This window comes from Micromonospora sp. CPCC 206061 (assembly GCF_036906915.1).
In the GTDB taxonomy this organism is placed as follows: Bacteria; Actinomycetota; Actinomycetes; order Mycobacteriales; family Micromonosporaceae; genus Phytohabitans.
The window spans coordinates 111,836-138,825 of the sequence record NZ_JBAKHX010000003.1 but is presented as its reverse complement, the minus strand read 5'-3'; the positions used below and the strand labels follow the sequence as shown (position 1 = coordinate 138,825).

General features: G+C 71.7%; 19 protein-coding genes. 5 read left to right on the top strand and 14 right to left on the bottom strand.

All coding sequences use genetic code 11. The features are described 5' to 3' along the window. Nucleotides 1-2: 2 nt before the first annotated feature. From V6V89_RS03905 to V6V89_RS03890, 4 genes are all read right to left on the bottom strand, one after another. Nucleotides 3-3,104, bottom strand: a complete 3,102-nt coding sequence (locus V6V89_RS03905) for an SCO7613 C-terminal domain-containing membrane protein (RefSeq protein WP_334617608.1) — start codon at nucleotides 3,102-3,104, stop codon at nucleotides 3-5. A 141-nt stretch (nucleotides 3,105-3,245) separates the two neighbouring features. Next, on the bottom strand, nucleotides 3,246-3,566 hold the full coding sequence (gene cutA, locus V6V89_RS03900; RefSeq protein ID WP_265252876.1) for a divalent-cation tolerance protein CutA: 321 nt from the start codon (nucleotides 3,564-3,566) through the stop codon (nucleotides 3,246-3,248). An 11-nt stretch (nucleotides 3,567-3,577) separates the two neighbouring features. Next, on the bottom strand, nucleotides 3,578-4,600 hold the full coding sequence (locus tag V6V89_RS03895; RefSeq protein WP_334617522.1) for a 1-acyl-sn-glycerol-3-phosphate acyltransferase: 1,023 nt from the start codon (nucleotides 4,598-4,600) through the stop codon (nucleotides 3,578-3,580). Beyond that, on the bottom strand, nucleotides 4,600-5,436 hold the full coding sequence (locus V6V89_RS03890) for a patatin-like phospholipase family protein (RefSeq protein WP_334617607.1): 837 nt from the start codon (nucleotides 5,434-5,436) through the stop codon (nucleotides 4,600-4,602). The genes V6V89_RS03895 and V6V89_RS03890 overlap by 1 nt, the downstream gene beginning before the upstream one ends. A 144-nt stretch (nucleotides 5,437-5,580) precedes the next feature. Here V6V89_RS03890 and V6V89_RS03885 point away from each other — a divergent pair, with 144 nt between their 5' ends. Next, a complete protein-coding gene (locus V6V89_RS03885) occupies nucleotides 5,581-7,050 on the top strand; it encodes a serine/threonine-protein kinase (protein WP_334617521.1) in 1,470 nt (489 codons plus the stop codon). Nucleotides 7,051-7,073: 23 nt separating this feature from the next. Here the strand turns inward: V6V89_RS03885 and V6V89_RS03880 are convergent, their stop codons facing one another. The 10 genes from V6V89_RS03880 to V6V89_RS03835 form a co-directional block, all read right to left on the bottom strand. Then, nucleotides 7,074-8,384 carry an ABC transporter ATP-binding protein gene (locus V6V89_RS03880; RefSeq protein ID WP_334617520.1) on the bottom strand — a complete coding sequence of 437 codons (1,311 nt, stop codon included), beginning with the start codon at nucleotides 8,382-8,384 and terminating at the stop codon, nucleotides 7,074-7,076. 136 nt (nucleotides 8,385-8,520) lie between these two features. Beyond that, complete coding sequence (locus V6V89_RS03875; protein ID WP_334617519.1) at nucleotides 8,521-9,510, bottom strand: hypothetical protein; 990 nt, start codon at nucleotides 9,508-9,510, stop codon at nucleotides 8,521-8,523. Nucleotides 9,511-9,764: 254 nt separating this feature from the next. Beyond that, complete coding sequence (locus tag V6V89_RS03870; protein WP_334617518.1) at nucleotides 9,765-13,154, bottom strand: cyclic nucleotide-binding protein; 3,390 nt, start codon at nucleotides 13,152-13,154, stop codon at nucleotides 9,765-9,767. Between the two features lie 280 nt (nucleotides 13,155-13,434). Beyond that, the gene (locus tag V6V89_RS03865) at nucleotides 13,435-14,991 is read right to left on the bottom strand and encodes a trypsin-like peptidase domain-containing protein (RefSeq protein WP_334617517.1); all 1,557 of its coding nucleotides are present in this window, start codon (nucleotides 14,989-14,991) and stop codon (nucleotides 13,435-13,437) included. Between the two features lie 63 nt (nucleotides 14,992-15,054). After that, the gene (locus V6V89_RS03860) at nucleotides 15,055-16,581 is read right to left on the bottom strand and encodes an ATP-binding protein (protein ID WP_442935058.1); all 1,527 of its coding nucleotides are present in this window, start codon (nucleotides 16,579-16,581) and stop codon (nucleotides 15,055-15,057) included. Between the two features lie 13 nt (nucleotides 16,582-16,594). Next, entirely contained in the window at nucleotides 16,595-17,296 is a 702-nt protein-coding gene (locus tag V6V89_RS03855) for a response regulator transcription factor (protein ID WP_334617515.1), read from the bottom strand. Nucleotides 17,297-17,369: 73 nt separating this feature from the next. Beyond that, nucleotides 17,370-17,966: a PadR family transcriptional regulator gene (locus V6V89_RS03850; protein WP_334617514.1), complete on the bottom strand. Its 597-nt coding sequence runs from the start codon at nucleotides 17,964-17,966 to the stop codon at nucleotides 17,370-17,372. Beyond that, nucleotides 17,963-18,799 (bottom strand): DUF4097 family beta strand repeat-containing protein, encoded by an 837-nt coding sequence (locus tag V6V89_RS03845; protein ID WP_334617513.1) that lies wholly within the window; start codon nucleotides 18,797-18,799, stop codon nucleotides 17,963-17,965. The genes V6V89_RS03850 and V6V89_RS03845 overlap by 4 nt, the downstream gene beginning before the upstream one ends. Before the next feature lie 51 nt (nucleotides 18,800-18,850). After that, nucleotides 18,851-19,657 (bottom strand): lysophospholipid acyltransferase family protein, encoded by an 807-nt coding sequence (locus tag V6V89_RS03840; protein WP_334617512.1) that lies wholly within the window; start codon nucleotides 19,655-19,657, stop codon nucleotides 18,851-18,853. Then, complete coding sequence (locus V6V89_RS03835; protein ID WP_334617511.1) at nucleotides 19,654-20,427, bottom strand: GNAT family N-acetyltransferase; 774 nt, start codon at nucleotides 20,425-20,427, stop codon at nucleotides 19,654-19,656. The genes V6V89_RS03840 and V6V89_RS03835 overlap by 4 nt, the downstream gene beginning before the upstream one ends. 157 nt (nucleotides 20,428-20,584) lie before the next feature. Here V6V89_RS03835 and V6V89_RS03830 point away from each other — a divergent pair, with 157 nt between their 5' ends. The 4 genes from V6V89_RS03830 (at nucleotide 20,585) to V6V89_RS03815 (ending at nucleotide 26,986) form a co-directional block, all read left to right on the top strand. Then, a complete protein-coding gene (locus V6V89_RS03830; RefSeq protein ID WP_334617510.1) occupies nucleotides 20,585-21,226 on the top strand; it encodes a hypothetical protein in 642 nt (213 codons plus the stop codon). Nucleotides 21,227-21,299: 73 nt separating this feature from the next. Then, nucleotides 21,300-22,214 carry an ABC transporter ATP-binding protein gene (locus V6V89_RS03825; RefSeq protein WP_334617509.1) on the top strand — a complete coding sequence of 305 codons (915 nt, stop codon included), beginning with the start codon at nucleotides 21,300-21,302 and terminating at the stop codon, nucleotides 22,212-22,214. Beyond that, nucleotides 22,211-23,038, top strand: coding sequence for an ABC transporter permease (locus V6V89_RS03820; protein ID WP_334617508.1), 828 nt, complete (start codon nucleotides 22,211-22,213; stop codon nucleotides 23,036-23,038). Before V6V89_RS03825 ends, V6V89_RS03820 begins: the two co-directional genes overlap by 4 nt. A 273-nt stretch (nucleotides 23,039-23,311) precedes the next feature. After that, nucleotides 23,312-26,986 carry a multifunctional oxoglutarate decarboxylase/oxoglutarate dehydrogenase thiamine pyrophosphate-binding subunit/dihydrolipoyllysine-residue succinyltransferase subunit gene (locus tag V6V89_RS03815; RefSeq protein WP_334617507.1) on the top strand — a complete coding sequence of 1,225 codons (3,675 nt, stop codon included), beginning with the start codon at nucleotides 23,312-23,314 and terminating at the stop codon, nucleotides 26,984-26,986. The last annotated feature ends 4 nt before the right edge of the window (nucleotides 26,987-26,990 follow it).

The window sequence follows — 26,990 nt, the reverse complement described above, 5'->3', positions numbered from 1 at the left end:
GGTCACGTCATCCGGCCCACGGTCGTTCGGAGGCGCACCAGATCACGCCGCCGTCGCTCGTACGTCATCGCCAGGCCGATCAGCACGAACCCGCCCACCGCCAGGAAGATCCACCGGGGCAGCAGGTCCCACACCCGAACCAGCTCGGCCGCCACGACCACCACGAGCGTCACCCCGCCGAGCACCACCGGAGCCTGCCGCCGCCACACCGAGCCGGCCAGGACGGCCACCAGCGCACCGGCTCCCACCAGCAGCCTTCGCACCGCCTGACCGTCTTCGACCAGCACCGATGCCAGGCTGGGCAGCAGTGCGGCCGCCAGTCCTGGACCGTAGGCGAGCCAGCTCGACCGCTCGGGCCGGGCCCGCAGGGCGAGCCAGCCGCCGGCCAGGGCCAGAGCCGCGGCCGGCAACGTGTACGCCTCCGTGACCGTGACGTCACCGGCCGCGAGCGAGAACCACCAGCCGAGAAGCTCGCCGGTCGCGGCGACGACGGCGAGCGCCACCCGCCGTGATGTATGCCACAACGCCCGCCCGCCAGCGGCCACGCCCCAGATCGCGGCGACCGCGGCGGCGTACCGGAGGTCACCGAGCGCCAGCAGCACCGCGAGCACCGCCACGGACAGCGCGGCCGCGTCCAGGGCCTGCGCCTCGCTTGGCCGGCGGGAGGCCACGGCACCACCGGCCGCGAGCGCCACGACCCCCACCGCCAGCACCGCGAAGGCCGCGGTGTGCAGCGGCAAGTCGGCCGCCCGAGCCGCCGCGAACGCGAACGCGACGCCCGCCGCCACGGCCGCCAGGGCGCCGGTCACGCGGGCGGCGGCGGTGCGGGCAGAGGCGGCGACGGCCACGGACACCACGACCACCAGCCCCAGCCCGCTCAGCGTCGCGGCCTTGGTGGGCAGCGTGCCGGCCAGGCCGGCGGCGGCGAGCGGGAGGAAGGCGACACGGTACCGGCTCAGCATCCCCGCGAGACCAAGCACGAGGCTCGCGGCGGGAACGAGCGGCCAGGGCGCGTCGGCCGCGGCAAGCGTCACGGGTACCGCCAGAGCGGCGAGCGGCAGCGTCCACATCGGCCGGATCAGTCCAACCGCGACGGTTGCGACGATCAGCGTCGCGGCTGCCGGGCCGGAGATCGACCATCCGTCATCGGGTGCCCCCGACCAGATGTCTCCCAGCCACCGGTACGGCTCGGCGAGCACCGCCCACAGCGCGGGCGCGACGGCCACCAGGGCCCGGGTCGCAGGTGGCGCCAGCACCACCACCCACTTCGGACGGTCACGCACCACGAACGCGCCCAGCACCAGGGCGGCGGCGGCGTACACACCGGGCGGGTCGCCGGTGCCCCAGGCCTCCGGCAGGGTGCCGATGGCCAGCGCCAAGGCGAGCAGGCCACCCTCGGCGTACCGCGCGTGCTCCGGCCACCACCGGCGCACAGCGACCAGCCCCGGCAGGAGGGCGGCCGTGGCGGCCAGCGTGCCGCGCCCCACCCACCACGGCTCCACATCGGCGGCCAGAAGAGCCGCACCCACCGCCGCGGGAGCCGCCAGCACGCCCCCGAGCAGCCCGAACCCGCCGATCGCCGAGCGCCGCCCGGCAGCGGCCACCGCGAGGCCCGCCGCGGCCGCGCCAGCCAGCACGACGGCGCCGGTGAGCGGGCGGGCGAGGCTCGCCACGGCGGCGTGAAGCGCGAGGACACCAGCCACCGCGGCCCAGGCGGCGCGCCGCAGCCGGGCCGCCACAAGTGCCAGACCCGCGCCCCCGGCAAGGCCGACCACAGGCGTGAGCCACCACGGCAGGGGCAGCGCCAGTACCGCGAAGGCGCCACCGAACACCACCGCGTCCGGCCGGTAGGCGCGCGGCACCAGCAGCGCCGCTGCCCCGGCGACCATCACCACCGCGACCGGCACCTGCCAGTCGAACGGCAGCGCGTACTCACCGAGATCGGCGTCCCACGGCGGTAGCGCCCGAGCGGCGGCGACGGCGGCGATCGCGCCCGCCATCACGACGGCCACCGAACCAACCGTGCCGGCGACGACCGCCGCCCCAACCCGCACCCCCGCTACGCCGTGATCATCGCGTGCGGCGATCAGGGTGGGAGTGGCTGCCAGGGCCAGCGCGACCGCGGCCATCAGGACCAGCGTCAGGCCCGGACCAAGCTCGGCGATCAGGCGTAGGGACGCCGCGCCCAGGGTGATCACGACCCCGGCGCCGGCCACCGCTCCCAGGAGCCGCGAGCGGGCCACCACGGCGCCGACGAGCAGCGCCGAGGCGACCACTACCAGCGGTACCCCGGCGGCGGCCGGCGCGGGACCGGACCCCACCAGCACCGAGCCGAGTGCCGCCAGGAACCCCAGACCCAGCGCGCCCCCGTAGGCCACCCAACCGGCCACGCGCAGGGCACCGGACGCCCGCCACACCAACACCAGATCGAGCAGCGCGACCGCGATGTACACGAGGGCCCAGCCGAACACGTCCGGGTCGGCTGGGTACGCCAGCAGGGGCAGGATCGGCTGGGCCACGGCCAGAGCGGCGAAGCGCGGACCGGACAGCCCGGTGGCCAGGGCGTACCCGGCCGCGACGGCGGCGGTCACCCCGCAGACCAGCGCGGCGTACCGGGCACTGGACCAACCGGCGAGACCGAAGAGGTTGACGTACCAGGCGGCGTACCCGTCCAGCAGCACCAGCAGCAGCCCGACGGCCGCGAAGGTCTCGGCGGTGGCCGTGAGCTGGCGGCGCAGCGCGAGCAGCGGCGCGCTCAGCGCCAGCGCGGTGACCACGGCCAGGATGGCGGCCCGCCCTCCCACGCCGTACGCCGCCCACGCGACCGCGGTGAACACGACCGCCGCCGCGCCGAGCAGCAGCCCGCCGAGGACGAACAGCACGCTCTGCACCGTCAGGGTGGACGCCTCCGGACGCGGCCCGGCAGCTGGCACCGGCACGGGCGCGGGAACGGGCACGGGAAGGGGAATCGGCGGCGCGGGAGCGGCAACCGGCACCGGCCACGGGGTGCGCGCTCGCACCCGGGCGGCCAGCTCACCCCTGCGCGTCTCGGCGGTTCGCAGGCGCGTAGCGAGATCGGCGATCTCCGCGTTCAAGCGGATCACCTCGGCCGCGTCCGGGTCGGGACCGCGACCGCAGCGCGGGCAGCCGGACGCCAGGGTGGCGGGAGCGCCGCATGCAGGGCAGGGGTACATCACAGGAGCATCGTCGCGCCCGCTGTCGACCCGTGGGCAGAGTCGGGGTACTCAGCCCCGGGTCTGCTCATATACCCAGATCTGGTAGGCCGGGTTGCCGCTGCCGACCGACGTCACGATGATCTCGGGTACGTCGTACGGGTGGGCGGCGCGCACGTGATCGACCAGCGCCTCGACGCGGTCGGCGCTCGTCTTGAACTGCACCGACCACTCCTGCGCGGTCTCGACCCGCCCCTCCCACCAGTACGTGCTGTCGAGCGGACCGCCGACCTGTGCGCAGGCGGCCAGCCGTCCGGCAACTGCGGACGCCGCCAGCAAATCGGCAACGGATCGCGCATCCACAACCGTCGTCACCAGACAGATCTGATCCACGGACGGCCACCCTACGCCTCGGTCGTTACGGTGCGGTTAGCCTCTATCCACCGATCGATCTTTGTCCACCAGTCGTACAGCCATTCAATTCGCTCCACTCGGTCTGTTGGCACCTCTTCCGGAGGGACCGACCAGAACCTCATTATCAATCGTTTGTCCATCGGCAGCTCTCGCCAGATGTCGCCGACCGTCAGGAGCCGGTCGAGGCCGGTGTGCGCGACGAAGATGACTCCGGAGTCCGGCGCGGCGTCGAGGGCGGCCAGCATGCCGCCGGGCTGCGGCGCCAGCACGTTGCGCATCGCTTCCGCGCGAACGGCCATGCTCTCGTGGCCCCGGGCCCGCAGCCGCTCGATGGCCCGCAGCCGCCGGTGCGGCGTGAAGTTGCCGCCCTCGGGGAAGATGACGAGCGCGTCGTTGTCGTCGAGTCCGGTCGCGAGGTGGCCGATCTGCTCCGGGGTGGACTCTCCCGGCGCCCGCCCCGGCGCGATGAACCGGCTGGGCAGGCGGTTGAGCATCACGTCGATCGCCGGATCCCACTGCAGCGTGTCCTTCAGCACGATGCGCGGCTCGCGGTCGTACCAGTTCACCAGCGAGTGGATGAGGATGAACGAGTCGCCCGGCCCGGCGTGCCGGCACAGCACCACCTCAGGGCGCCCCGGCGCGGCGGTGTCGGGGTCGGTGCCGACCACGTCGATGCGCACCCGCAGCGCCCACTGCCCCTGCCAGAAGAGTGTGGTGAGGAACCATCCGGTGAGCACGTAGTGGATGCGCTGGAACCGCGGTGAGCGCGTCTTCCACCCGAAGCCGGACGCCACCCACAGCGCGAAGAGGGTGACCAGCGCGACCCCATCCCACACCAGGTACACGACGACCATCCACAGTAGGCGGAGCACCCTCAGCCGGCCCGGCACGAGCGGTGACGCCGCGGCGGCTAGCAGCAGCCACACCGGGAGCGTCGCGACGACGACGAGACCGAGCGCCACCACACCTGGCCCGAACACGAGCCGGCGTACCCAGCGCGGCGGCAGGCGCATCAGGGCCTGTCCACCACGGATGCCAGGTATCGCCGGGACGCCGTGTAGGCGCGACTGATACGCCGGCCCACCGCCGCCATGTCCCGGTACGCCCAGGGCGTGTCGTCGCGCGCCTCGCCGCCACCGGTCGGCAGCACATGCACGTCGACCTCGTCGGGCAACGCCGCCATCTCGCGCGCGAACCGGTGCCGGCGAGCGATCTCGAACGCCACCTGCGCGACCTCCCACGGCCGCCGCGGCGGGCTCAGCGGCCGTTCGATGCGCCCCACCTGGAGTACGAAAACCTGCCGGGCGCCGGCGTTGACCGCCTCGCCCACCGGGATCGAGTTGACGATGCCGCCATCGACGTAGTGCTCGCCCGCGATCTCGCTCGGTGGGAGCAGCCCGGGCACCGCCGCCGAGGCGAGCACGGCGTCGATCAGAGGACCGCGGTCGAACCAGTGCTCCGCGGCCCGCTCGATGCTCGCCGCGCAGCACCGGAACGGCACCTTCAGCTCCTCGAACTGGGTGCCCTCGCCTAGTTCGCGTTCCAGCAGCTTGCGCAGCGGCTGTGGCGAGTGCAGGTGGGTGCGCGCGGCGAAGCGGCGCAACTGCCGGGCCACCGAGTCGCCGTACACGGCGCTCGCCTCCGGCGACGCCCACAGCCTGACCAGACGGTCAGTGACCGACTCGGTCGGCTCGGCGGCCACCAGGGCTCCGTTGACCGCGCCGATGGAGGTGCCGATGACCAGATCCGGACGGATGCCGGCCCGGAACAGCGCACGCAGCATGCCGACCTGGACGGCGCCGAGCACGCCGCCACCACCGAGCACGAACGCCACCGGACCGCCGACCATGCCGTTCATCGTGACACAGCCTCTGATCACCGGTGACGCCAGTTAATCCACAGAAAGTTCGGTTACGTAACACCACGTTGACAGGACGACCCGATTCGCGGAGCCTGATACGACCTTCCACTCCCAGGCAGGTGCGACCACAAAATGCCAACGCTCAAGTCGGGCGGCCTGCTCGCCCGCAGGTACCGCCTCATCGACAACATCGGCGCGGGTGGGATGTCGGTCATCTGGCGCGCTCGCGACGAGGTGCTCGACCGGGTGGTCGCCGTCAAGGTGCTCGCGCCGTCACTCGCCGCGGACGCCAAGTTCCGCGACATGGTGCGGGAGGAGGCGCGCTCGGCCGCCCAGCTCGTGCACCCGCACGTGACGGCGGTGCACGACTACGGGGAGCAGGTGGCCCCGGACGGCACCGTCACGGCGTTCGTGGTGATGGAGCTGCTCTCCGGCGACGAGCTGGACTCTCGGCTCTCCGAAGGGCCCCTGCCGTGGCCGGAGGCGGTCGAGATCTGCGCACAGGTCGCCGAGGCGCTCGCCGCCGCGCACCGGCTCGGCATCGTGCACCGCGACGTCACGCCCGCCAACATAATGATGACCGCCACCGGTGCCAAGGTGCTCGACTTCGGCATCGCCACACATGTCGGCGCCCCCGACGAAGACGAGGAGGGCGACACGTTCGGCACGCCGGCGTACGTGGCGCCCGAACGGCTCGACGGCACCCCCGCCCAGCCCGCCACCGACACGTACTCGCTTGGCGTGCTGCTCTTCGAGACCCTGACCGGCCACCCGCCGTATCCGGCCGACACCTGGGAAGAGCTGACGGTCGCGCTCGAAGACGAGCAGATCCCCAGGCTGGCGGTGCCCGGCCTGCCGCCACCAGTCGCCGACGTCTGCTTTCGCTGCCTCTCCCGCAACCCGCGCGACCGGCCCGCCGCCCGGCAGGTCGGTGAGGTGCTGCGCGACCAGCTCCTCCCCTCCGACCCACAAGCCGCGACGATGCTGTCGCCCACCGTCACGTTACCGACCGTCCAAGTGCCGCCGCCGACACCACCGGCCGCCCCGGAGCCGTCCCCCGCCCCGGCTCCAGGGCCCCGGTCCCGCCGCACTCGGATCGTCGTCGCGGTAGCCGCGTCAGCGGTCGCACTGGCTGCCGCCGTACTCTTCGGGCTGAACCTCGGACGGCCGGAGTCAGCGCCGCGAACGATGACCGCGACGGAGCCGCCGATGGGCACGGGCACGGGGGCGACCATGCCGTCCGCACCCAGCCCCACCACCGCGGCCGCAACGGCGCCCGCGCCCGCGGCGCCGCCATCGCGGCAGGCGCCGTCGTCGCCGACGGCGGCGGCGCGGCCGACAGTGCGCGAAGCCGTGCGCACCGTCGACCAACTCATCACCGACGGCCTCAACGAGGGCGCGATCCGCCGGGACGCCGGCCAGGATCTGCGCAATCTCGTGAAGAACATCGAGGCCCGCCTGGCCAGCGGACCGACGGACCTCGCCGGCCCGGTGAACGACCTGCGCCGAAAGGTCGCCCAACGCGCGCTGGAGGGTTCGATCGACGACGAGTACGCCGACCTACTCGACGCCGCCCTGGAACGCCTATCGACCGCCGTCTAGGGCCACCCAATTCGGCACAGGCTCTACGGCCTGATGCGGTCGCCGGCGCGGTCGAAGAGGAGCAGCTTGGCGAGGTCGACCTCGACCGTCATGGGCTCACCCCGGCGCGGCAGCACCGGCGCCGGTACGCGGACCACCACGTCGCCGAGCGGTGGCGGCTCGTCCAGCTCCGGGTCGTAGACCGGGTAGAAGCCGTACTGGGTGCGCGCGGTCGCGGGCTGGGCCGCCGGCCTGCCATGCGGGATCATCCGGGCCAGCGTGTGCCGGAACGGGTGGCCCGCCGGCGGGTCCTCCGCGACCACGTCGGCGAGGTGCTGGCCGGTGTCCGGCAGTTCCAGCCGCGACTCGGCCGGCGAGGTGGGCACGATGCCGGTGTCGAGGTGCACGAGGGCCTCGTGGCCGAGGTTTTCCACAATGCGCACCGAGCCGCGCAGCACCGGCCCGACCGCGGCGCCGTCCGGCACGGGGCGCAGGGCGTCGGCTCGCACCGCCACGGTGACCCGATCGTTGTGGTGCTCGGCGAGCGCGTCGGACGGCGGCACCTCCAGCACCTGCGAGCCGACGTCGATCACCGTGCGGTCACCGTCCACGTAGATCGCGCCCTGCAACAGGTTGGTGCGGGGCGTACCCAGGAAGGCCGCGACGAAAAGGGTCGCCGGATCGCTGTACACCTCGGCGGGCGGACCGATCTGCTGCAGTACGCCCCGGCGCAGTACCGCCACCCGGTCGGCCATCGTCAGCGCCTCGGTCTGGTCGTGCGTCACATAGAGCGTGGTCACACCCAGCCGGCGAGCCAGCGCGGCCACATCCGTACGCAGCTCGGCGCGCAGGCCGGCGTCGAGGTTGGACAGCGGCTCGTCGAGGAGGAACACCTGCGGCTTGCGGACGATCGCACGCGCCATCGCCACCCGCTGCCGCTCACCACCCGACAGGTGCCCGGGCAGGCGGTGCACGAGCGTCCTGATGCCCAGGTGATCGGCCACCTCGGCGACCCGGGCGTTCACGTCGCCCGTGAAGCCGTGCGCCACACGCAGCGGAAAGGCGATGTTCTGCGCCACCGTCAGATGTGGATAGAGGGCGTAGTCCTGGAAGACCATCGCGACCCGGCGCTCCCGGGCGGTGAGGTCATCGACCACCCGGCCGTCGATGAGCACGTGGCCGCTGGTCTCCTGCTCCAGCCCCGCGACCAGCCGAAGCATCGTCGACTTGCCGCACCCCGTCGGGCCGAGCAGCACGAGAAACTCGCCCGAGGCCACCTCGATGCTGACCTCGTCGACCGCGACCGTGCCATCGGGAAAGACCTTCGTCAGCCGGTCGGTGGCGATGGCGACCACGGGGACCACCTCCTGGGGACATCGTCGATCCCTGATGGCCCTGACACCACCCCTCACGCGCCGGACGGCACACCGCACGCGCTCGGCGGTAACACACCGTCACGCATTCTGCAATTTGCGCTCCAGACCAGGACGTCTAAGCGGATGGTCGGCGGTCGATGACGGTGCGGTCTAGCCAGCCGTCGTCGTTGTCGTCGTACATGTGCTTCTCGAACGTGCCGTCGCGGTTCTTGTCGTAGTCCGCCGATTCCACCAGGCCGTCCGCGTCGTCGTCGTGGCCGATGATGTCGACCCGACCGTCGCGGTTGGAGTCCACGAGAATGTCGACCCCGCGGTCCCGCCGGCCGCGCAGGATGTACTCGTCGTCAGTGCCGTCGCCGTCCATGTCCACATCGGTGCGGTACCCCTCGGGCGGCGCCAGCCAGCGACTGTCGCCGCCGCCTTGCACGCGCTCACCGATCGCCTCCCCGAGCCCCGCGAGCCCGCCGCCTGGTGCGGACCCACTTGCGCCGTGGCCAGGCACGGGCGGGCCGAAGCCAGCGCCGATCGCGGTCCCACCGACGTCGTGGCCGGGCCCAGCCGAGCCGAAGCCCGCAACCGGCTCGGGCCCACCTGCGCCCCCGCCGTGGGTGGGTGCGGCGCCGAAGCCGGCCTCGCCTCCGCCCGTCGCGGCTCCGGCGGCGCCAGCAGGGCCGGTGGCGGGGCCGAAGCCTTGGTAGTACGCCGCACCGAAGCCGCCCTGGCCAGACGGAGCGCCGAAGCCCTCCCGGTAACCGGGCACGCCGATGCCCTCCCCCGGTGGGGCAAGGCCGCCGGGCTGCGGCAGGGGTGCGGTCGGCTCGGGGGCCGGCCGCGAGGTCGCGTCGGCGAACGAGTCGCCGATGCCCGGCAGGCCGCCCACCGCCCCGACGATCGGCGAGAGCATGCCGAACAGGCTCGACTGGTTGGCGCGGACCTCCACCGCCGTCTGCCCGCCCGTATCAGCGCTCACCTGGCTGCACAGCAGGTCGATCTCGTCCGGCTCCAGCTGGTACCCGGCCAGCACGGCCGCCGGATCGGCGGCGAGCGCCGCCGCGAAAGCCGGATCGGTAACGAGCCGCTCCAGCACGTCGTCGAAGTCACTCATGATCGCCCCCTCTGGGTGGCAGACCTGTCAGTCCAGCTCCGGCATGGGTACCGGCTGTGGGCGGGGACGGCACGTGCCGCACTGGAGGGCGTCTTCGACCACCAGGCCCTCGGCCCGGTTGCGCGTCTCGGACCGGTGCACCTCAAGAAGGTACGGCCCGAAGCGCGCGTGGTCTTCGCAGACGCCCCGCCCGCAGAAGCGGCACCCCCCGCGCGCCGCCTTAGGACAAAACCAACACAGCACCCGAATCTCCCTTAGCCAATAACCTCACCACAAACGACCCTGACCTGGTCGGAGGCCGAGTTCCTCGCTCCGTCGGTCGCGGTCACGGTAATCAATACGACAGCGGTGCCGGGGTCCTGAAAGGTGCCCTGGAAAGCCCCGGCCCTTCTCGTCACACCAAACGGCACGTTGGATGCCTCACCAGCGCTCCACGCCGGCGACAGCGTGACTGCATCCGCCGCTGTGACGTCGTCGCTCACCTCGCCGAAGACGGAAACGATGCCGTCGCCACAGCCGGTGTCCGTGATGGTGATGTCCGGAGGCGTCGTGTCGTCCGGCGACGGCGTCGGCGACGCGGAGGTCGGTGCCGGTGTCGTCGGGGGCGGCGTGCGCGTCGTGGGTGTCGGGTTGGGGGCCGGCGTGGTTCGGCCGGGGGTGGTGGGAGCGGCGGTGGTGGGAGCGGCGGTGGTGGGGTCGGCGGGGTCCTCCGGGACGGCCGGGTCGTCGGGCGCCTCGGTCGGTGACGCGGTCGGAGTCGGCGTCGGTGTGGGCGTCGGGGTGGCGCTGGGCTGCTCCGACGGCGACGGGCTGTCGGACGGGGTGCCGGCGGGCGGCGACACGACGACGCCGTCGCCGCAGGTCAGCGGGGTGTTCGTTTCGCGCTGACGGGCGCCGTCGACCCGCACCTCGCCGTTGGACACCTCGGCCGCGCCACCGTTCGTGGCGAACCACGCCGCACCGCGGTTGGTGACTGTGCTGTTGCCGGTGCGCACGCTCAGCGCCAGGTCGCGGAACGCGCCGCTGGTCGACGCCGTGTCGGCGAGGACGCGTCCACTGTCGAGGGTGAGAACCCCGTTGGGCGCGGCGGTCCGGGTGCCGTTGCTCCACAACGTACCCACCGCGAGGCGGCTCTGCGCGCACAGGATGAGGGCCCCACCGCCGCGGAACGTCAACCGGCCGGTCGACTTGGTGCGCACCTGGATGTTGCTGCCCTCGGCGACGTACAGCCGATCGCCGGGGGTCAACTCGACGGTGCGCCCGTCGAGCGTGGCCACGACGCGGCCCCGGTCGGCGGTGAGCAGCGCCTTGTCGCCGGGCATCTCGGCCCAGGCGGGGCCGGGGATGAGGTTGGCCACGCCGGTGGTGATGGCGAGCAGGGCCAGCAGCAGCACCAGCCACCAGAGGTGGCGCTCGAACCGCTTGTCGACCTCGTCGTCGACCTCCGGCGGCGGTCCGGGCGGGCTGGCCAGCGGCGGGTAGTCGGCGCCCGGGTGTACGCCGACGGTGGGGGCGCGGCGGGGGCCGGCGGAAGCGGCGGGCTCGGCGGCGGCGCGGGCCGGGGAGGCGCCGAGCAGCAACGGCAGGCCGGACACCGCGGGGATGGTCCACAGTCGCACGTGGGTGCGGGCGTGCGCGACCGGCTCGTCGACCGGGTACCCCATCGGGCCGATCATGGTGCCGCGGCGCAATTCGGTGCCGTCGGGCAGGGTGACCGTGCCGGTGCCGACGATCAGGGCGGCGTGCGCTGCGGGCAGGACGACGGGCGCGTCCGGTTCGAGGGCGGTGGGACGGGCCTGCGCGATCAGGCCGATCTTGTCTTCGGCGGGCAGTCCGTCGAGGGCGGGCGTGTCGGCGAAGAGCGACTCGACCTCGGCGCGGTCGGCGGGCGCCGGGCCGGGCAGCCGGCCGACCGCCGAGGCGATCAGCGCCGAGGGTACCGACAGCAGGGTCGTGCCGGCGGTGTGCCAGGTGAGCGCTGCCGGCGTACCCGAAACAGCTGCCGCCAGGCCGATGACGCCGCCGGGGCCGAGGCGCTCGCGCACCGTGCCAGCTGGGTCGCCGGGACGGCGGCCCTCCATCGCGCCGTCGACCACGACGTAGACGGAGTTTTGCGCGGAGCCCGCGAAGACGAGGTGTTGGCCGGTGCGCGGGTGCACCCAGGCGGCGTGGGTGGCGAGCTCGGTCAGGCGCTCGGCGGGGAGCTTGCCGAGGATGGAGCCGCGCAGCGCGTCCAGCCGGCGGGGCAGGTCGGCGCCGCGACGCTGCTCTTCGAGCCGCCTCCGCAGGCGGCGCCAGCCGCGGCCCAGCCAGCCGAAGACGAGGTACACCAGCGGGGCGGCCAGCCCGGCCACGACGGCGGCGAGCAGCAGGCGGGCCGGCCAGCCGGTGCGCCACAGGCCGGTGACCAGGCCGGCGACCCGGTCGGTCCAGATCCGCCAGCCGAGGTTGACGGCGATGACGAGCCAGAGAACGGCGAGCATCCCGTACAGGGCGACGAGCCGGCCTTCCCGGTCGAGTTGCGCCCAGGCGGGCGGGCGGCGGCGCAGCCGGGCGACCACGTACGCGAGGCCGCGCGCACGCAGGTTGGCGATCTCCAGCCAGTCCATGAGCAGGTAGTAGCCGTCGAGCGCGAGGAACGGGTTCAGGTTGAACAGTGCGTTGAGGTACCAGGCGAAGGCGAGCTTGAACGCCCACGGCGCGGCCTCGGGCACGAGCAGGCCGACGATCTGGGCGAGGCCGGCCAGGATGAGCCCGGCGGCCGGGCCGGACGCGGTGGTGATCATCCGGGCGCGGCGGCCGGCCATCCACACGTCCGTGGTGTCGACGAAGATCGACGGGATGCCGAAGTACACGAGGAAGCCGGCCGCCGGCACGCGGCGGCCCGCGTGTTTCGTGGCGAGCGCGTGGCCCAGTTCGTGGCAGGCGAGGGCGAGCACGTTGAGTGCGAGGAGCACGGCGGCGCCGGCCGCGTACGAGCCGCCGGTGAGGAAGACCGCCTGGCTGCCGCGCCACCAGGTCCAGCCGAAGAGGGCGAGGCCGAGGACGGCGACGATGCCGAGCAGCACCGCCGCGGGGCGGGTGAAGAGCAGCCGGCCGCCGGCCCGGTAGAGGAAACCGATCAAGGGGTCGATGTCGGCGAGGATCATCCGCCGGCCGCGCGCAACGGCCAGCAGGCCGCGCCCGAGGCGGATCGGCCAGGGGTGGCGGGTCACCGCTTCGAGTGGGCGGAAGGCGTCGACCGGCAGCTCGGCGAGCATCCGGTTGCCGGCGAGGTCGGCGACGACGCGGGTCACCTGGTCGGGCGCGAGCCGGCCGCTGATGCGGGCGAACTCGGCGACCAGGCGTGCGACGGTGCGGGTGCCGTCCATGAGGCTGGCGAGCCGCCACTCTTCCGGGGAGAGCCTCAGGTAGCAGGCGCCGCCCCTGCTATCGGGCGATCGGAGCATGACGTACGGCACGTCGCGCACGTTGACCAACTCGACCGATTCGACGCCAGGGCGCAGCACCGGCCGGGCCCGTGCCGGGTTGAGCCGCTCGACAACAGCGGCCCACAAACCCGGATCGACCGGACCTGCCGGCTGGCCCGGCGCCCGGCCGGCCAGCGCTTCCCACAGACTTACGCGGGTCTCGACGACCGTCACCGCTTACCTGCCCCTCCCCTGGCTGCGGGATGCAGAGTAGGGCTCATATATCGACCAGCGCGACCCCCGATCCGGTCGCGTTGCATCGTCGATGTGCTAAATGTGCGCCCCGCAGCGCCTTCATGTTGGTCACGGATGCGGGGGCGGTAACGGTTCAATCACGACGAGAGCGGCGGGCGACGTGACCAACCCCCTAGGTCTACGTCGCCCGCCGCTTTGGGGAGGAGGCGGAACTTCCGTTTTGCGGAATCCGTCCCGCCCGTGGTGCGGGTCCTCGTTGTTAGGACGCTTCGGCAAGCGTCACGGTTGCCGTCTTCACTTCGCCGTTTCGGGTGTACGTGATGGTCACCCGGTCACCGACCTTGCCGGCCTGCACGGCGGCTACCAGATCGTCGGAGTCGCTGATCGACTTGTCGCCGAACTTGGTGATCACGTCGCCCTGCTGCAACCCGGCCTGAGCGGCGGGGGTGTTCGGGTTGACCAAGTTGACCAGCGCGCCGCCGTTCTCGGCGGTGCCCACGCTCACGCCGAGCGACGGGTGGCTGACCTTCTTGCCGTTCTTCAGCGCGTCCGCGACGTCCTTGGCCCGGTTGCTCGGGATCGCGAAGCCCACACCGATGTTGCCCGTGCTCTGGCCGGCCGTGGCGATCGCGGTATTGATGCCGATCACCTCGCCGTTCGTGTTGACGAGCGCGCCGCCAGAGTTGCCGGGGTTGATCGGTGCGTCGGTCTGGAGCAGGCCGGAGATCGAGCTGACCGTGGTCTGCTGCTGCGGCTGGAACGGGTTCGGCTGCTGCTCCTGCTGGCCGCCGGTCTGGATCGTGCGGTCGGTGGCGCTGATGATGCCGGCGGTCACCGAGCCCTGCAGGCCAAGCGGGCTGCCGATCGCCAGTACCGTGTCGCCGACCTGCATCGCGTCGCTGTCACCGAACTTAGCGGCGGCCAGGTCAGACACGCCCTCGGCCTTCACGACCGCGAGATCGGTACGCGGGTCGGTGCCGATGATCTTCGCGGTGGCGTTCTTGCCGTTGGCGAAGACCACGGTGACCGTGTCACCACTGGCGCTCGCGACCACGTGGTTGTTGGTCAGGACGTACCCGTCGGCGCTCAGGATCACGCCGGAGCCCTCGCCGTTGTTGGTGGTGATCGACACGACGCTGTTTTCCACCTGGGAAGCGATCTTCGGCAGGTCGGCCGAGTTGATCACCGGAGCGGCGGTGTACGTCTTGGTGGTCGTGCCGCCGTCGTTGACCGCGAGCGCCACCGCGCCACCCGCGATGCCGGAGCCGGCCATCAGTACCAGCCCGACGACGCCGAGCAGCACCGCCTTGCCGGCCTTGCCGGGGCCTGCCGGCTGGGCGTGCGCGCCGGGCTGCTGGGCCCAGATGGGCGGCTGGCCAGGCGGCAGTGGACCCTGCGGACCGTGGGCGGGCGCAGGCCCGTAGCCGGGCGGGACCGGCCCGTGCCCGGCCGCCGCCGGCCCGGAGGCCTGGCCGGCGGCGCCGGAGGTCGGGTGGGTGTAGCCGGCGTTGCCCGGCCAGCCCGGCTGGTGGTGGGCGGCGGGGTGCCACGGGCTGGGCGCGTACTGGTTGCCCGGCGCCGGCGCGGACGGCACGCCGCCGGGCTCGGGCGCGGCGGGGGCGGGCGCGTCAGACACCGGCGCCGCCCACAGCGAGGCGGGTGCCGACTGCGCGGTAGGAGTGTGAGTGGGGATGGCCTCGGTGGCCGACGAGTCGGACTGCTCCCGCTGTGCCGGGGGCAGCTCGGTGGTCGGATGCGACGGCTCGGCGTCGGGATTGACCGGCTGCCGCGGCGGGTTGGTCTCGTTCTCGCTCATGCCTCTTACCTTTCCCTCCCGCTCTGCAACGGTCCTGAGGCTCGGCTGAACATTGCCTGTGAATCAATCGTCATCGGTGGACACCAATGGCAGCCGTACCCGGAACGTGGAGCCCTTCCCGGGCGCGCTGTCCACCTCGACGGTGCCGTTGTGCGCGGCCACCAGCGCCGCCACGATGGCCAGGCCGAGGCCCGTGCCGGTGACGCCGTCCGCGCGGCGGGTGCGGGCCGCGTCGGCGCGGTAGAAGCGCTCGAAGACCCGGTCGGCCTGCTCGGGCGAGAGCCCCGGACCGCTGTCGGCGACCTCGATCACGGCTCGCTCGCCCGGCTCGATGTTCAGCCGCAACGTCACCGAGGTATCGGGCGGTGTGTGCGTGAGCGCGTTCGTCACCAGGTTGCCGAGCACCTGCCGGAGCCTGCCGTCGTCGCCGAGCACCACCAGCCGGCCCGCGCCGGGTGCGGTCTCCAGCTCGATCTTGCGCTCCGGCGCCACCGCACGGGCCGCCTGTACCGTCTCCGCGGCCAGCACGCGCAGCTCGACCGGCGCCAGCTCGACCGGCCGCTCCCGGTCGAGCCGGGCGAGCAGCAGCAGGTCTTCGACGAGCAGGCCCATCCGGGACGCCTCGTCTTCGATGCGGCGCAGCAGCCGGGCCGTCTCCTCGGGCGAGTTGGCCGCGCCCTGGCGGTACAGCTCGGCGAAGCCTCTGATCGTGGTGAGCGGCGTCCGCAGTTCGTGCGAGGCGTCCGCGACGAACTGCCGCATCCGCTCCTCCGACCGCCGGGCGCGCGCCTCGGACGCCTGCGCCGCGAAGGCCGCGTCGCGTGCGGCCGCCTCGGCGGCGCGCGCGGCGGATTCGGAGGCGGCCCGCGCGGTGAACGCGGTCTCGATCTGCGCGAGCATGGCGTTGAGCGCTCGGGAGAGCCGCCCCAGCTCGGTCTCCGGTATATCGACACCGGGTTCGGGGTCGGGCAATCGGCGACTGAGGTCACCCCCGGCGATCGCGCCCGCGGTGCGCTCGATCTCGATGAGCGGCCGCAGGCTGCTCTGGACGATCGCCGCGCCGAGCGTGGCGAGCAGCAACAGCACGGCGGTGCCGACCAGAGCGTCGATCCAGATGAGCCGCTTGACCGCGGAGTCCACGTCGGACATCGACTGCGCGACAACGAGCGCGCGGCCGTCGGGGCGGGCCGTGACAAGCACCCGCCACTCCAGCTTCCCGTTCATCGACGCCGTCGTGTAGTGCTTGTTGGCCTTGGCGAGCGCGTCGTCCTTGCTGTCGGGCAGCTTCGGCATCAGGTTCTTGTCGAGGTGGATGTATTTGATGACATCCCACTTGCCCGGCGCCGAGAACGCGACGACGTTTTCGCTGGGCAGCACCAGCATCTCGAGGTTTTCGGCGAGCACTTCCGGGTCGACGTCGCGCAGCAGGGTGGAGGTGTCGTCGAGCTGGCCGTCGATCCGGGCCGTCAGGTAGTACTGGAGCGCGAACGCGCTGGTCACGCCGATCACCGTGAGCGCCGCGGTGACGAGCGCGAGAACCGCGGTGACCAGCTTGACGCGCAGCGGCGTGCGGCGCAGGAGCCTCTTCACTCGCCTGCGCCGGTCAGGTCGCCGGCTTGCGCAGGACATACCCCACGCCGCGCAGCGTGTGGATCAGCCGGGGCTGTTGGGTGTCGACCTTGCGCCGGAGGTACGAGATGTACGACTCGACGATGTTGTCGTCGCCACGGAAGTCGTAGTTCCAGACGTGGTCGAGGATCTGCGCCTTGGACAGCACTCGGTTGGCGTTCAGCATCAGGTATCGCAGCAGCTTGAACTCGGTCGGCGACAGCTGCACCCGCTCTCCGGCCCGGTAGACCTCGTGCGTCTCCTCGTCGAGCTCCAGGTCGGCGAAGGTGAGCCGGGACGGCGACCGGTCGCCGCTGGTGGTGCGGCGCAGTACTGCACGGATGCGGGCGGTGAGTTCTTCGAGGCTGAACGGCTTGGTCACGTAGTCGTCGCCGCCGAGCGTGAGCCCGCGGATCTTGTCGTCGGTCGCGTCGCGGGCGGTCAGGAACACCACCGGCGTGCGCGTGCCCGACTCTCGCATCAGCCGGATGACCTCGAAGCCGTCGAGGTCTGGCAGCATCACGTCGAGCACCACGAGATCGGGCCGGCGGTCCTTGGCCGCGGTGACGGCGGCGCTGCCGCTGGTGGCGGTCGAGACGTCGAACCCCGCGAAGCGCAGGCTGGCCGACAGCAGCTCGAGGATGTTGGGATCGTCCTCGACGACGAGCAGTCTCGCCTCGGTCTGTGGTGCGGCCATGGAACCATACTGGCCCTTGCGACTGGCATCCGCCTGAGGACTGGCTGAGAACAACCTGAGAGAGATCTCAGGCCTACCGGAACACCCTCCGCAGCGCCGACAGCGCCGTATCGAGGGCGCGTACGGCCGCCAGGGCCTGCGTCTCGGTGAGCCGGGCACCCCGCACCAGACCCCGCACCTCGATGGCGAAAGCCTCGATGCGCCGGTCGAGCTCCTCGGCGGTGCCGGGCGTAGCGTACGCCGGTGCCGGACGCGGCGGCACCCCACCGCTCAGGCGGGTCTCTTTGGTCGCCTCCTGAAGCTCCCGCTTGAGGTCGCGGACCGAGCCGCGCACCTCGTGCTGGATCTCGTTGGCCAGTGTCGCCAGGTCTTCGACGGACGCGCGGATGTCGGACTCCAGCGTCGCCACCTCGCCAGCGCGATCACGCAGCTCCATGCGCCCTGCCTCGGTGATCTCGTACACCTTGCGGCCCCCCGCCGCGGTGTGCGTGACCAGGCCCTCGGCCTCCATCCGGGCGAGCCGCGGATAGATCGTGCCGGCGCTGGGCGCGTACAGGCCCAGGAAGCGCTCCTCCAGCAGCCTGATCAGCTCATATCCGTGCTTGGGGCCGTCGTCGAGCAGCTTGAGCAGGTACAGCCGCAGCCGTCCATGGCTGAACACGGCGGTCATTCGACGTCCTCAGGGTCCGGGGCCGGGCGAGCAAGCAGGGAGATGCTGCCCGACGAGGTGTTCGCCCACAGCTTGCCAGCACCGCTGCCGAGCACGCCGTGCACGTCCCTCGACCAGCTCGGCCCGTCGCCGGACCGCAGCTCCGGGAACGCGCTGGTGATCCGCCCGGAGTCGGTGTGCAGCTGGACGCTGAGGTCGCTGTCCTCCCGGATCCGCAGGGTGACTCCACCCGAGACGGTGCCGAGGCGGATCTCGCTGTCCCGAGGGTTGTCGAGGTCGCAGGTGATCGAGCCGGAAACCGCGCGGGCGTGCACCCGCTGGGCGGGGCTGTCGGCCAGCACCAGCTCGCCGGACACGGTCTCCATCGTGAGGTCGCCGACGATGCCGAGCGCCTCGACCGGCCCGGAGACGAGCTTGGCGACGGTGCGGCCACCGAGGCCCATCAGCGTGATCCGGCCGGAGGTGACGTCGACGTCGGTGTCTTCCCGGAGCCCGGACGCGATCGCCGTGCCGCTGACGACGCGCAGCCGGGCGCGGGTGCCGGTCGGGACCGCGATCGACACGTCGGCGCGGTACTTCTTGCCGAGGCCGAACCACCGCGAGAATTCGGGCCACCCTATCCACGACCACTTCTTGATCTCGTGGCGGACGGCGAGTTGCCCGTTTTCGTGCTCGATGATGAGCGGCTTGCCGCCATGCGCGGCTATCTCGACCCGCGCGGGGCCGTCGGTGCCGACCACGTTGAGACGGCCAGCGATCAGGTGCACGACAAGGCTGGTGACCGGCTCGTCGAAGCTGAACCGGCGGGGCTCCTCCACTGTCCATCTAGACATGAAGGAAGCATAACGCGATACATCGCGATAGGCCAGCGCTGTGTCGCGTCCTCAGGCAGCCAGTCCGAACTGCGACACGCCGCCGCGTACCGCCGTCTCCGCCACCCGCGCGAGCTGCCGGCGCGTCGCTACCGCCTCCGGGTGCAGCGCCGGCGTCGCCGTCAGCGTCACCTCGAGCCTCGGCACCGCGAGCACCCGCCGCAACGACGTCCACAGGCTGTCGTCGCCCAGGAACGCCGCCGTGGTCGCGCCCCGCCCGTACCCGATCGAGACCGGCACCACGGTCGCGCCCGCGTCCAGCGCCGCCTGGAACATCGCCGGACGGAACCGCCCCGCCGAGGCGCCGCACCACGTCGTCCCCTCCGGGAACGCCGCGACCACGCCGCCCGCCCGCAGCGCCGCGGCGACCTGCGCCACCGTGGCCGGCAGGCTCCGGGGCCGGGTGCGGTCGATGAAGATCGTGCCGCCGGCGGCGGCGAGCGCGCCGATCACCGGCCACCGCCGCACGTCGTGCTTGGCCACCATCCGCACCGGCGCCGCCGCCATCAACGCGACGATGTCCAGCCACGAGATGTGGTTCGCGACCAGCAGCGCCCGCCCGGCGGGCGACCGGCCGCGAGCGACCAGCCGCACCCCAAGAGCCCCGAGCACCGCGCGCGCCCAGGTCCGCGCGGCAACTCGCCGCCCATGCCCGTTCAGCAGTGGGAGTACGGGGAGAAGCGTCACGCCCAGCAGTAGCGCGCCGAGCAGGGCCACCAGCCGGGCCGCCTGCCGCACCCGCGAGGCGCGCGCCCGCCGCGCAGTGGCTGGCAGGCAGGCCGGCCCGCACGTCGAACGCGGCTGCCAGAGCGCGCTCACCGGGCCGCCCCCAGGAAATGCCGGCGATATCTCGGGTCGACCCTGTCCATCGACAGCAGCACGTAGAAGTCCGCGACGCCGAAGGCCGGGTCGTACGCCGGCTCGCCGCAGATCCAGGCACCCAGCCGCAGGTACCCGCGCAGCAACGGTGGGACCGCGGGGCGGCCGGTGTGCGCGGCGACAGCCTCCGCCGCCCCCGGCGCGGCCAGCCACGGCCGGCGCGGGCGCACCCGCAGGGCCGGCGGCGACAGGTGCTTGGCGCGGGCCAGTTGCCACACCCCTGGTGTCACGTCCAGCGGCACCGACGCGCACCCGCCCAGCCACCGCAGATTCTTCAGGTGCAGGTACCGGGCGATGCCGGCCCACATCAGGTTGATGACGGCACCCGAACGGTGCTCGGGATGCACGCAGGACCGGCCGGTCTCGACCAGGTGGTCGCGCAGCGGGCTGAGCGCGGACATGTCGAACTCGGTGTCCGCGTACCGCCGGCCGGCCGCGATCGCGTTCTTCGGCGGCAGCATCCGGTACGTGCCGACCACCGCGCCGCTCGGCTCCTCGCGCACGATCAGGTGGTCACAGTGCTCGTCGAACTCGTCGACGTCACGCCCATCCACCGCAGAGGGCAGATCGGCGCCCAGTTCGCCGGCGAAGACCGCGTGACGCAGCCGCTGTGCGGCGGCCACCTGTGCGGCATCGTCGGCGATCAGCAGCGAGTATCCGCTGGTGCCGGTGACGCCCGAGGGGGCGTCGGCGGTGAGCAGTACAGCCATGCCTATCTGTGTAAGCATCGGCGGTGATCGGCGAGTGGCGCCGGCATGTCGGCCGTGTGGCGCTTGTGAGACCGTAGGGCGTGGCCGGTTACTCGGGTACTTCCCTGGTGCGCAAGGAGGGCGTGAGCCCCAAGCACGTGATCCGGAAGGCGGACCGGTGATCATCCTGGGTCGCTTCAACGGGCCACCCGGATCGGGCAACGGCGGCTACTCCGCTGGTGTGTTCGCCGCTGGCCTGCCGGTGGAGGTGACCCTCCGGCGGCCGCCGCCCCTGGACACGCCGCTGACCACGGCTGACGACGAGGTGCGGACGCCGGACGGCACCGTGGTGGCCACGCTGGCACCGGCCGACCCCATCACCGTCGCCGTGCCACCGGTCAGTCCCGCCGAGGCGGTCACCGCGGCGGCGACGTACCAGGGCTTCACCGACCACCCGTTTCCCAGCTGCTACGTGTGCGGGCCGGAGCACCCCGACGGGCTGCACATCTTCCCTGGCCAGCTGCCCGGCGACCGCACCGCCGCGCCGTGGACGGTGCCGCCCGAGGTGACCGTGCCGACCGTGTGGGCCGCCCTCGACTGCCCCGGCGGCTGGGCGATCATCGGCCCGGGAAGGCCATACGTGCTCGGGCGCATCGCTGCACAGGTGCGGACACTGCCAGTACCCGATGAACAGTGCGTGGTGGTCGGAGCGCTCGCGGCAGCCGAGGGTCGCAAGGCCCTTGTGCACACGGCGCTGTACGGGCCCGACGGCGCTGAGCTGGCACGGGCCCGTGCCACATGGATTGCGGTGACGGTTTGACGTAGTCGCGCCCGCCAGCCACCCTGTGTGACGGCGCGCACGATGACGCGGGCGCGTTCACGGGAGGAGAACAATGGCTGACGGGCAGATCGTCGTCTCCGGACTGACGAAGCTCTATAAAAACGTCAGGGCCGTCGACAACTTGTCGTTCAACGTGGAACCCGGCAAGGTCACCGGCTTTCTCGGGCCGAACGGCGCCGGCAAGACCACCACGCTCCGGATGATGCTCAACCTGGTCAAGCCCACCGCCGGCCAGGCCACGATCGGCGGCCAGCGGTACGCCGACCTGGTCGAGCCGCTCCGGCACGTCGGCGCGGTGCTGGAGGCCTCCAGCGCGCACAAGGGGCGCACCGGCGTCAACCACCTGCGGGTCGTCTGCGCGGCGGCCGGGTTCCCCCGGCAGCGGGCCGACGAGGCGCTGGCGCTGGTCGGGCTGACCCCTGCCGCGAAGCGCAAGTTCAAGGGGTACTCGCTCGGCATGCGCCAGCGGCTCGGCATCGCCGCGGCGATGCTCGGCGACCCACAGGTGCTGATCCTCGACGAGCCGGCCAACGGCCTCGACCCCGAGGGCATCCGGTGGATGCGCGACCTGCTCAAGTCGCTCGCCTCGCAGGGCCGCACGGTGCTGGTCTCCAGCCACCTGCTGTCCGAAATGCAGATTCTGGCCGACGACCTGGTGATCATCGCGGCCGGCAAGCTGGTCCGGCAGGGCACGGTCGCCCAGGTCATGGACTCGATGGCGCACACCGCGCAGGTGCGCGTGCGCACCCCGCAGGCCACCGAGCTGGCGGAGGCTCTCAAGTCCGCCGACAACGCGACCGTCACGCCCAACGGCGACGGCGTACTGCTAGTCACCGGCGTCGACGCGCCGGCGGTCGGACGCGCCGCGCTGAAGGCCGGCGTCGAGCTGCACGAGCTGACCACGGAGCGCCCCGACCTGGAGCGCGTGTTCCTGGAGCTGACCGCGGGGAAGGCGGCCATCCGATGAACCTCATCCGCGCGGAACTCCTCAAGATCCGCACCACGAACACGTGGTGGGTCTTCCTACTGATCACACTCCCACTGTGGGGCCTGACGCTGCTGATCAACGGGCTCCAGACGGCCTTCCTGCTCGACCCCGGATCGACCGAGGGCATGTCGGCCGAAGACGCCGAGCAGATCATCGCGGCAAGCGACCCCGCGAACGTGGCCGCCAACCTCTACACGAACGGGCAGTTCTTCGGCGTCGCGATCGTCATGCTGCTCGGCGCGATCGTGGTGACGAACGAGTACTTCCACCAGACGGTCACCACCACGTTCCTGACCACCCCGCACCGCACCCGGGTCGTGCTGGCCAAGCTGTTCGCCGCGGGCGTGTTCGGGCTGGTGCTGTGGGTCGTCACCACCGCCGCCAACCTGCCGATCGGCGCGCTCATCATGGGGGCCAACGACGAGGCCGCCCACCTGGGCGACGGGGCGGTCTGGCGTGCGATCTCGCTGAACGCCCTGGCGTACCTGCTGTGGGCGATCTTCGGCGTCGGCTTCGGTGTGCTGATCCGCAGCCAGATCGGCGCCACGATCACCGCGTTGGTGCTGTACTTCGCCGGATACGTCGGCGCCGCGATCTTCTTCACGGTACTGGCAGACCGGTTCGGCGACTGGTTCAACAACCTGCAGCTGCTAGTGCCGTCGCTGGCCTCGCAGCTGATGGTGTCGGGCACGGACCTGCCGGGCAACCCGCCGCAGTGGGCAGGCGCCCTGGTCCTGATCGGGTACGCCATCGTGGCCGGCACGGTCGGCACCTTGCTGATGCGCACCCGCGACATCTCCTAACCGCTTTCACAGATCAAGGGCTTTCGCGTCGATCAAGGGCGAATGCACGTGAATCGGAGATTCAGCCACGTGCGTTTGCCCTTGATCGGTGGGGAGAGGTGGGCGCGGCCCGCGGGGCGTGCGGCGCTGGTGGGGAGCGGGTTGTTGGTGTGAAACTCGACACGGGAGGACCGCGACAACGAACGCCGTTTCGATACGGCGTAGCCTGGAAGCCGACTTCCGACTCCCACCTCGTGTGGCATGTACCGCGCGCGAAAGAGGCGATTACCGGCCGTGTCGACCCAACAGACCTCGCAGGAGAATCCGCTAGCAGGCTTCGGTCCGAACGAGTGGATCGTCGAGGAGATGTACCAGAAGTATCTCGCCGATCCAGCTAGCGTCGACCCGGCGTGGCACGACTTCTTCGCCGACTACAAGCCCGCCGTCGAGCAGCCGGCGAGCCCAGCGGCGGCTTCCCCCCAGGAAAGCTCTGCCAACCCCACGACCCCCACCAAGGCCGCGCCCGCGCCCGCGCAGGATGCGAAGGCCAAGCCGGCCGCCCCAGCCAAGCCCGAGACCAAGGCGGCGCCCAAGGCTAAGGCTGAGCCGGCGAAGGCGCCCTCCGGGGCGAAGACCGTCCCGCTGCGTGGCGTCGCGGCCCGCATCGTGCAAAACATGGACGCCTCGCTGGCGGTCCCGACCGCGACCAGCGTCCGCGCCGTGCCGGCGAAGCTGCTCGTCGACAACCGCATCGTGATCAACAACCACCTCGCCCGGGGCCGAGGCGGCAAGGTCAGCTTCACGCACCTGATCGGCTACGCCCTGATCAAGGCGCTCCGGGTGCACCCGGAGATGAACAACTCGTACGCCGAGGTCGACGGCAAGCCGACGATGGTCCAGCCGGAGCACGTCAACCTCGGCATCGCGATCGACCTCGCGAAGTCCGACGGCTCCCGCACGCTCGTGGTGCCGAGCATCAAGGGCACCGAGGAGATGGACTTCCGGCAGTTCTGGCAGGCGTACGAGGACGTGGTCCGGCGCGCCCGCCGCAACGAGCTGACCATGGACGACTACTCCGGCACCACGATCTCGCTGACCAACCCGGGTGGCATCGGCACCGTGCACTCGATGCCGCGGCTGATGACCGGGCAGGGCGCGATCATCGGCGTGGGCGCGATGGAGTACCCGGCGCCGTACTCGGGCATGTCCGAGGAGACCCTCGCCGACCTGGCCGTCAGCAAGATCACCACGCTGACCAGCACCTACGACCACCGGATCATCCAGGGCGCGCAGTCCGGCGAGTTCCTCAAGATCGTGCACGAGCTGCTGCTCGGCGAGCACGGCTTCTACGACGAGATCTTCACGTCGCTGCGGATCCCCTACGAGCCCGTGCGCTGGGTGCGCGACGTCGCGGTCAGCTCCGAGGGTCAGATCAACAAGACCGCCCGCGTACACGAGCTCATCCACGCGTACCGCGTGCGTGGACACCTCATGGCGGACACCGACCCGCTGGAGTTCGCGATGCGCAAGCATCCGGACCTGGACGTGCTCGAACACGGCCTCACGCTGTGGGACCTCGACCGCAGCTTCCCGGTTGCCGGCTTCGCCGGCAAGCAGCGGATGAAGCTGCGGGAGATCCTCGGTGTGCTGCGTAACTCGTACTGCCGCCGCGTCGGCGTCGAGTACATGCACATCCAGGACCCGGAGGAGCGGCGCTGGATCCAGGAGCGGATCGAGCTCCAGTACCAGAAGCCGGATCGGGACGAGCAGAAGCACATCCTGAACAGGCTCAACGCGGCCGAGGCGTTCGAGACATTCCTGCAGACCAAGTACGTGGGGCAGAAGCGGTTCTCGCTGGAGGGCGGCGAGTCGCTGATCCCGCTGCTCGACGAGGTGCTCCAGGCCGCTGCCGAGGCCGACCTCGACGAGGTCGTCATCGGCATGGCCCACCGTGGCCGGCTCAACGTGCTGGCCAACATCGTCGGCAAGCCGTACGAGAAGATCTTCTCCGAGTTCGAGGGGCACATCGACCCGAAGTCGGCGCACGGCTCTGGCGACGTCAAGTACCACCTGGGCCAGGTCGGCAAGTTCACCACCCCGGACGGTGAGCACGCGATCACCGTGTCGGTGACGGCGAACCCGTCGCACCTGGAAGCGGTCGACCCGGTGATGGAGGGCATCGTCCGGGCCAAGCAGGACCGCATCGACCTCAAGCTCGAGGGCTACACAGTGCTGCCGCTCGCGGTGCACGGTGACGCCGCGTTCGCCGGCCAGGGCGTGGTCGCCGAGACCCTCAACCTGAGCCAGCTTCGCGGATACCGCACCGGTGGTTCGGTGCACGTGGTGGTCAACAACCAGGTCGGCTTCACCACCGCCCCGGAATACAGCCGCTCGTCCCTGTACTCGACCGACGTGGCCCGGATGATCCAGGCCCCGATCTTCCACGTGAACGGCGACGACCCCGAGACGGTCGTGCGGGTCGCGCGGCTGGCGTTCGAGTACCGCCAAGCGTTCAACAAGGACGTCGTGATCGACCTGGTCTGCTACCGGCGGCGTGGCCACAACGAGGGCGACGACCCGGCCATGACCAACCCGCTGATGTACGCGATCATCGACAAGAAGCGCTCGGTCCGAAAGCTGTACACCGAAGAGCTGATCGGTCGCGGCGACATCACCGTCGACGACGCCGAGGAGCTGCTGCGCGACTACCAGTCCCAGCTTGAGCAGGTCTTCAAGGCCACCCGCGACACGGCGCTCACGGGCACCCGTCCGGCGCGGTCCCGGCAGCCGGAGCCGGAGCCGGCGGTGACCACCGCGGTCGACGCGGCGGTCGTCAAGGCGATCGGAGACGCCCACGTCAACCTGCCCGAAGGCTTCACCCCGCACAAGCGCGTCCAGCAGCTGCTGGAGCGGCGGGCCAAGATGTCGGTCGAGGGCAACATCGACTGGGGCTACAGCGAGCTGATCGCGTTCGGGTCGCTGCTCAACGACGGCATCACGGTGCGCCTCGCCGGGCAGGACTCGCGCCGGGGCACGTTCGTGCAACGGCACGCGTCGGTGGTCGACGCCCGCACCGGGCAGGACTACATGCCCCTGTACGCGATGCGCAAGGACCGGGCCCGGCTGTTCATCCACGACTCGCTGCTGTCCGAGTACGCGGCGATGGGCTTCGAGTACGGCTACTCGGTGGAGAACACCGAGGCGCTGGTGGCGTGGGAGGCGCAGTTCGGCGACTTCGCCAACGGCGCGCAGTCGGTGGTCGACGAGTTCATCTCGTCGGGTGAGGTGAAGTGGGGCCAGCAGTCGTCGCTGGTGCTGCTGCTGCCGCACGGGCACGAGGGCCAAGGCCCCGACCACACGTCCGGCCGCCCCGAGCGTTACCTACAGCTCTGCGCCGAAGACAACATGCGGGTCGCGATCCCGACCACGCCGGCGAACTACTTCCACCTGCTGCGCCGCCAGGCTCTGTCGCCGAAGCGCAAGCCGCTTGTGGTGTTCACGCCGAAGTCGCTGCTGCGGCACAAGCTGGCTGTGTCCGCGGTCGAAGACTTCACCCAGGGCACGTTCCAGACGGTGATGGGCGACCCCGGGGGACTCAAGCCGGAGGCCGTGAAGCGGGTGCTGCTGTGCACCGGCAAGGTGTACTACGACCTCTTCCAGGCACGCGCCGAGCGAGAGGTCACCGACACCGCGATCCTGCGCATGGAGCAGCTCTACCCGCTGCCCGTGGAGGAGCTGCGGGCGGCGCTCGCCCAGTACCCGAACGCGGAAGACTTCGCCTGGGTACAGGAGGAGCCGGCCAACCAGGGTGCGTGGTCGTTCGTGGCGCTCAACCTGCTGGAGCACCTCGAAGGCGTACGCCTGCGCCGGATCTCCCGGCCGGCGGCGGCCGCGCCGGCGGTCGGTTCGGCGAAGCTGCACGACGCCGAGCAGGCCGCGCTGGTCGAGGCCGCTCTCCCGAAGCCGTAGGCGG

Bases quoted from the DNA above. Each gene is read 5' to 3' on its own strand.
- V6V89_RS03895 (WP_334617522.1), bottom strand. From the start codon at position 4,600: ATGCGCCTGCCGCCGCGCTGGGTACGCCGGCTCGTGTTCGGGCCAGGT.
- V6V89_RS03890 (WP_334617607.1), bottom strand. From the start codon at position 5,436: ATGGTCGGCGGTCCGGTGGCGTTCGTGCTCGGTGGTGGCGGCGTGCTC.
- V6V89_RS03885 (WP_334617521.1), top strand. From the start codon at position 5,581: ATGCCAACGCTCAAGTCGGGCGGCCTGCTCGCCCGCAGGTACCGCCTC.
- V6V89_RS03875 (WP_334617519.1), bottom strand. From the start codon at position 9,510: ATGAGTGACTTCGACGACGTGCTGGAGCGGCTCGTTACCGATCCGGCT.
- V6V89_RS03865 (WP_334617517.1), bottom strand. From the start codon at position 14,991: ATGAGCGAGAACGAGACCAACCCGCCGCGGCAGCCGGTCAATCCCGAC.
- V6V89_RS03855 (WP_334617515.1), bottom strand. From the start codon at position 17,296: ATGGCCGCACCACAGACCGAGGCGAGACTGCTCGTCGTCGAGGACGAT.
- V6V89_RS03850 (WP_334617514.1), bottom strand. From the start codon at position 17,966: ATGACCGCCGTGTTCAGCCATGGACGGCTGCGGCTGTACCTGCTCAAG.
- V6V89_RS03845 (WP_334617513.1), bottom strand. From the start codon at position 18,799: ATGTCTAGATGGACAGTGGAGGAGCCCCGCCGGTTCAGCTTCGACGAG.
- V6V89_RS03835 (WP_334617511.1), bottom strand. From the start codon at position 20,427: ATGGCTGTACTGCTCACCGCCGACGCCCCCTCGGGCGTCACCGGCACC.
- V6V89_RS03825 (WP_334617509.1), top strand. From the start codon at position 21,300: ATGGCTGACGGGCAGATCGTCGTCTCCGGACTGACGAAGCTCTATAAA.
- V6V89_RS03820 (WP_334617508.1), top strand. From the start codon at position 22,211: ATGAACCTCATCCGCGCGGAACTCCTCAAGATCCGCACCACGAACACG.